The sequence below is a fragment of the Campylobacter sp. IFREMER_LSEM_CL2194 genome (assembly GCF_025771685.1).
Lineage (GTDB): Bacteria > Campylobacterota > Campylobacteria > Campylobacterales > Campylobacteraceae > Campylobacter_D.
Window position 1 is genome coordinate 1 of sequence record NZ_JAKMQS010000024.1, and the last position, 3747, is coordinate 3747.

Below are 3747 nucleotides of genomic sequence, written 5' to 3' on the forward strand. Positions count from 1 at the left end.
CTTTAGCATAGGCAAAGGTGAAAGTGTAAACTTTGGAGGTAAAGACAAAAACTACCTAAACATTGCTCATGGTACTAGTAAATCTACCATAGAAGGTTTATTAAATGCAGGTGGTAATAATGTCTTTTTAATTAATCCTAATGGGGTAATTATAGAAAAAAGTGGATCGATTATCAATGCTAATCGCTTTGTGGCTTCTACTTCGTCGATGGATAGTAAAAGTATGCAAGAGTTCGCAGATGGAAAACTTGCTTATAATACTTTCTCTCCTGTGTTTAAACCAAATGGTGGTAATGTAGTAAACATGGGGACTATTAATGCTAAAAACATTACTTTGCAAGGTAATAAAGTAATGTTAAGTGCTGATACTAGTTGGGATGAAGAACACAATGGCATTAAATTTGGAAAAGTCAATGCTGAAAATATAAACTTACAAGGCAATGAAGTTTATGTTAATGTTGCTGGTGTAAATGCTGACAAAATACAATCAATAAATGTTGATGCTAAAACAAAAGGCTCTATGTATTTAAACGCTAGTGGATATTATTACAACCCTAGTTCTTTTAAAGTGTTTAATAAAATAAGCAAAAAAAATGGTAATTTTAAGGTAGATGAATATGTAGGTATAGGTTCTGTGCAAGATTGGTGGTATTTTGCCAAAGGATGGAATGAAAACAAAGAAGGTTTTAGAGATACAGCTAGTGAGTATAGATTAACCGCTAATATAGATTTTAAAAAGCAAAACTACGCTAATTATTGGTTTGACTTAAATGGTGATGGTAAAAAAGATGCTAATGAATTTACTAGTATGATAGTTGGCTATGATAATAAAAATTATTTTAATAAAATTTTTGATGGTCAAGGTTTTACGCTTAAGAATATTAATATAGATACGACAAGCTTAGAAAATAAACTAGAATATTTAGGAATTTTTGGCGTATTAAGAGCCGCTACTTTAAAAAATCTTAATGTTGATTATAATCAAGGAAGTATCATAGGTTCAAACGATGGCATTATTTATGCAGGTGGTATAGCTGGTATGATTATGGATGGTAGTGATGTAAGTAATATCATACTAAAAGGTATTAAAGAAATAAAAGCAGAATCAAAAAATCATATTAGCTATGTTGGCGGTTTTGCAGGCATTATTGCAGATTGGGGTGGAGATTTAGATGATTGGGATGGCGTGAATTGCTATGATGATGTTTGGTGCTATATGAAAGGAAGCTCATTTAACAACATAGCTCTGATGGATATAGGAAAGATTCACGGTAAAGGTGATTTTGCCTATGTGGGTGGTTTCACAGGAAGTTTATACTCTGGAGTATATAATTATAGCAACATAGGACATAAATTTGATAATATTGTTTTACATAATATTGATAATATCATGGCAGAAACAGATACTGAAAGAGCAAGGGTTGGTGGTTTTGTAGGATATCTTTTTAACCCAACTCAAGGGGATTTTAGTGGAGATAGAATTAATGAATTTAATCATATAGTATTAAATAATATTGATTTAATTCAAGCTAAAAATAATGGAACTTTCGACCATCCTACATTTCCATGGTTGGTTCGTGATGATAGTAGTGCAGCTGGATTTGTAGCATACTCTAGTGGTCAAAATTATTATTCTAATATAGTTTTAAATAACATTAAAGCTATTTATAGTAAAAGTGTTAATAAAGCAGAAAATAGCTATGCGTCAGGCTTTATGGCATATTCTGCTGGTATAGGGCAAATTTTTTCTAATATAGTTTTAAACAATATAGGTTCTATTGTAGCAGATGGAACAGGTTATATGGATGGTAATACAAGAGCTGCTGGATTTGCTGCTGTAGATGATGATAGAGATCAGTTTAAAAATATTTATATATTCTTTAGTCCTGATGCAAAAATAGAAGCAAATGCCGCGGAAGGAAAAAAATATGCTGGACTTTTTCATGCTGTTTCTAAAACAGACTCTAAACATGAAAATATTTTTATATATCATCCAGAAAGTATAAAAGAACAAGGAGATATTGCCCAGATTGCAGAACTTAAAAAAATATCATATAAAAACGGCGAACACCAAGCCAAATACACCGAATTTAAAAAACAAATTAATAAAGATCTAAAAGATTATGGCTTACATGAAGATAAAGATGGTTATTTTAGTTTCAATACTGATTTTGAAGTAAAACCAAGTGAAGATATCTTTAGACCTGATGTAGAAAAGATTAAAGATGAAACAGCCACTTTAGATCAAGGCGATTTAATTAGCGATGATATATGGGATGATATTATAAATGATATTGATAAAGTTCATTATAATATAGATATTAGATTATTAGCTAAATTACTAAGTGAATATAGCAATATATCAAATAAAACAGAAGATGAGCAGGTTAAATTTATAACCACATATTTAGGTGTAAAAGAAAATGATGCTAGAGCATTATTGCAAAGCTTGAGCTTTTTAAATGCATACAAAGATCATGATATAAGCAAAGCTAATTTTAAAGATGAAACAGTAGAAACCAACTTTGCAAATTCTTTCGATAGTGCTGAAACTAAATTTACAGATTTTAACAATAATAAAAACAAACTGTATAACAATCTAAATGAACTTAATAAAAATATAGTATCAAAAGGATTTAATCTTGAATACTTACTTGATAAAAATCAAGAACAATTAGCTAAAGCTATAAAAGCTTATAATGATTATGTAGTTTTAATAGAAAAAGGCTTGAAAAATGAAAATGATCCTGCATTTATAAGTATCAAAAATACCATCATAGAACTTAACAATGAAGCTAAAACTCTTTATGCACAATTGCTTGACTATAAAGGCAAGCTTCAAGATTTTAAAGATAACAATGAATTTGAAAAAGTTATCATAGCTGGAGATTTTAAAACTATTCCTTTATTAATAACTCCTGATGTTAATAAACCTATTGATGGTGGTGGTGAAGATGGTGACTATGAAAAAATCTCTCGCCAAGTGGCTAATTCTCAAAAACAAACACCTACCTTTGAATATGAAGATGAAGAGACCGAAGAAGTTGAAGAATCTGCATTTAAACAAAAAGGTAAAATTTGCATAGTTAGCGATAATTATAAAACTATGAATCCATGCATAGTAAGTGGAATGTAGTTATATACACTAGGATAAGTCCTAGTGTATATATAACGAGTATATTAATGAATACTCGTATTAAATAATATTTTGATTAATCAGTAATAAATATTAAAAGATAAAAACTCTAAATTTAAAATATATAAATAAAAGGAATAAACAACCATGAAAAAACTCTTACTTAGCACTATAGCACTTAGCTCTTTAGTTTATGCTAATAATGGAAGTATTACCATAGCTAAAAATGATATAGAAAAGGTTATAGAATTATCCCCTGATAGAAATCTCCCTCAAAACAAAGCTATCAAAGAAAATCTAAAAACCAAAGATGATTATAAAAAAGCTCAAGAAGCTAAAAAAGACTTTGAAGAAAAAAAGAAAGAATTAAAAGAAAAACTCAATCAAGAAGATAAAACTAATGAGGAAGCTAACAATCAAACTAATAACACTACCAATCCAAATAACCAAACTAACACAAACAATGATAAAGCTAACACTAACTCTAGTATAAATAATCAAACAAACAATAATTCTAATTCAACTAATAATAGCTTTAATACCAATAATGCTTCAAATAATCATAGTTTTAATAACAACACTACCAAATTAAACAATCAAACCAATACCAA

Annotated in this window: 1 protein-coding gene and 1 pseudogene; both read left to right on the top strand. The window is 29.0% G+C overall.

Annotated features, from left to right (window positions below):
- Window positions 1-3136, top strand: a 3136-nt coding sequence (locus L8V79_RS07860; RefSeq protein WP_263703170.1) for a filamentous hemagglutinin N-terminal domain-containing protein, incomplete at its 5' end; no start/stop codon positions are given.
- Between the two features lie 147 nt (window positions 3137-3283).
- Window positions 3284-3747 (top strand): annotated as a pseudogene (locus L8V79_RS07865) (hypothetical protein); the annotation flags it as partial.